Here is a 2,689-nt window from a genome sequence, read left to right as displayed (position 1 = left end):
TGGTAAAGGCCGGGCAAAAGAAAACTTAGAACATCAAAAACTTGGGACATCAATATCCACCATCTGTGCGGCAAGCCGGCCCCGCATCGAATTTGCGCGTTCGTTGTACCGTCAGCGCATAACCGGCTTCTCCACCTAGCTGAGGACTGATGCAAATCATTTCGGATGACACGTTGATTTGAAGCAAAGAATCACTTTCTCGCGTACCTGCGTTGTCTGACTCGATTTTTTTGACCAGTTGTTTAGTCCCACGCGGCCCGGTGTTCCACGTTCAGCCCGAGATCACTGATTGCGGCCGCATAACTTCCGACCTTGTCAGCGACCGGTGCACATGGAGCACAGCCGTGTTTCCCGGGCAGGTTAGTCGTGAGCAGCCACGTCGCCTGCCTGTCTAGCCGAACCTGCGCCGGCACATCGGGCATCGCGCCACGCTCCGCACCCGTTTCATAGCTGCATTCAACGCGATGCGCAGGCATCAATTCCTCGAGCATGCACATGCGCTGAGCGAATTCAGTAAAGAACCACGCCGCAAAGCTAATGGAGTCAGCCCGAAACTGCCGGCCCGAATACAAGACGCCGTTGGCGGCAGGTGCGTCGGGTCGAGAAGTGATCCCTCTCACACGTAAGGTCGTCCGTCGCATTTCCGCCAATATTGCACCAACGTATTCGCTCCCGCATATCAGGCGGTGAACTATCAGGCCACCGATACCCCGCCATCGGACACTACGACCTGACCCGTCGTAAAACTGCCTCGCATCAGATAGAGATAGGCTTCAGCAACTTCGTGTGGTTCAGCTGCATGTTTCACAAGCAGGTTCTCTTCTGCGTGTTGAAATGTCGCCTCACGGACAGATTCGGGGAAGCTATCCCAAAGTTCAGTCTTGACGACTCCAGGGCAAACCACGTTGACCCGCAAAGGCGCGAGTTCTACTGAAAGCGCACGCCCGAGCGCTTCAGTCGCACCACAAACGCTCGAAACCACCGACAATCCCTTCCGGGGGCGACGCGATGCCATCCCAGAGGAGAGGACAATGGAGCCACCTTCACGAATTTGACCCGCACCGTACTTCGTGGCCAGGAAGGCGCCCCAGTAGCGGATTCCGAAAAATCTCTGCGCATCCTCGATGCTCAGATCCTTCTGATCAGCCACCAGCAAGGGATCGCCTGCCGTGTAAACCAGATGATCGTACGCTCCGATCTTTCCGAAGAACGCCTTGATGCTGGCTTCATCCAACAGGTTGATCACGTGCCCCTCCGCACTCGACGGCAGGTTCTCCTTTGCCTTTGCTATCTTCGCCTGACTGCTAGACGCAATGACGACGAGTGCACCTTCATCCGCCGCGGCTTTCGCCGTAGCGAATCCGAGTCCCGACGATCCGCCGAGTATTACAATTCGTTTATCTTTAAGCGACATGGTTTCCTCCAATACAATACAAAAAATGTCAGTCTTATTTCCTGAATCATTGCCGTCAGTGTGGGCCAGACGACCAGCAAATGCAGTATCAAAGAAACTTTCTTCACGTCGGAAGTCCGCCTTCGAATCTACGGAGTCAGTGGCTCGAAGGTTCCAACCTGACGACGGTGATCTTCCAGAATCCCAAGCCATTTCTCTGCGCACGTCGTTGATGTCTTACCTGTGCCCATAACGCTTGACCGACTGGCACTGCTCGCCGAGACCGGCGACGCCAAGGCGCATGGTGTATCCACAATTAAGATAACGCGGCGGATTGAAACCCAGGCCAACGCCCTGCGGCGTTCCCGTTGTGATCACGTCGCCCGGATGCAGAGTCATAAATTTGCTGACATAGCTGACACATTGCGCGACAGAGAAAATCATGTCCGCTGTATTGCTATGCTGTACTCGCTCACCGTTCACGTCGCACCACAGATCCAGCGCCTGTTCATCGCCCACTTCGTCCCGAGTTACCAGCCAGGGCCCGATAGGGCAAAACGTGTCATGACTCTTGCCCTTTGTCCACTGGCCACCTCGCTCAAGCTGATGTTCGCGCTCCGACACGTCATTCACAATGACGTATCCAAAGACATGATCGAGCGCCACGGCTTCCGAAACATTTCTCGCACAGCGCCCTACCACAACTCCGAGTTCCACCTCCCAGTCGGATTTCGTTGAGTCTTCCGGAAGAATGACGTCATCGAACGGACCTGTGATGGCCGTATTCGCCTTGACGAAGATAATTGGCTCCTTCGGGATCTCGGCGCCAGCCTCTTTCGCGTGCTCGCGATAGTTCAGTCCGATTCCAACCACCTTTCCAATATTTCCGACGGGACAACCAAGCCGGGAACCAGCGGGCGCTGCCGGCAAGGCGTCGATTTCGTCTGAATCGAGGCCCTGTAGCGAACCTGACCCGATCAGTTGTGGATCAATGTCCGCGGCGTGTGCGGACAGATCGCGGACGACCCCGTCCGACCCGACGATACCCGGCTTCTCAGCACCTGTATGACCAAAGCGTACTAGCTTCATATCCTCTACTGAAAGTAGTGATTCAATGACGTGCCTGTCGGCGCGAAGACCAAGGTCAAGATCATAGAGTTCAGCGAAATTGACATTCCTGGCTGCGGTGTCGGGCCCCTGCGAATCTTCACTTCAGCGCGACACCGCTGCATGGGTTACGCGTTCTATTTCGTCAGGAACTGGAGCAGCAATTCATTCACTGCTGCCGCTTTTTCA

The 2,689-nt window shown here is 55.2% G+C and carries 2 protein-coding genes; both read right to left on the bottom strand.

Features of this window, described 5'->3' with window-relative positions; translation table 11 throughout:
• Nucleotides 1–694: 694 nt before the first annotated feature.
• Entirely contained in the window at nucleotides 695–1,414 is a 720-nt protein-coding gene (locus P0D96_RS47720) for an SDR family oxidoreductase (protein ID WP_408321261.1), read from the bottom strand.
• 216 nt (nucleotides 1,415–1,630) lie between these two features.
• Nucleotides 1,631–2,482: a fumarylacetoacetate hydrolase family protein gene (locus P0D96_RS47715; protein ID WP_408321259.1), complete on the bottom strand. Its 852-nt coding sequence runs from the start codon at nucleotides 2,480–2,482 to the stop codon at nucleotides 1,631–1,633.
• Nucleotides 2,483–2,689: the final 207 nt, after the last annotated feature.

It is taken from the genome of Paraburkholderia sp. RL17-347-BIC-D, from assembly GCF_046027915.1.
Taxonomy (GTDB): Bacteria; Pseudomonadota; Gammaproteobacteria; order Burkholderiales; family Burkholderiaceae; genus Paraburkholderia.
Note: the sequence above shows the minus strand (reverse complement) of the source record. Positions and strands in the feature narration are given on the sequence as shown.

Excerpts from the sequence above, each read along its gene's own strand:
- P0D96_RS47720 (WP_408321261.1), bottom strand. The coding sequence starts at position 1,414 with ATGTCGCTTAAAGATAAACGAATTGTAATACTCGGCGGATCGTCGGGA.
- P0D96_RS47715 (WP_408321259.1), bottom strand. The coding sequence starts at position 2,482 with ATGAAGCTAGTACGCTTTGGTCATACAGGTGCTGAGAAGCCGGGTATC.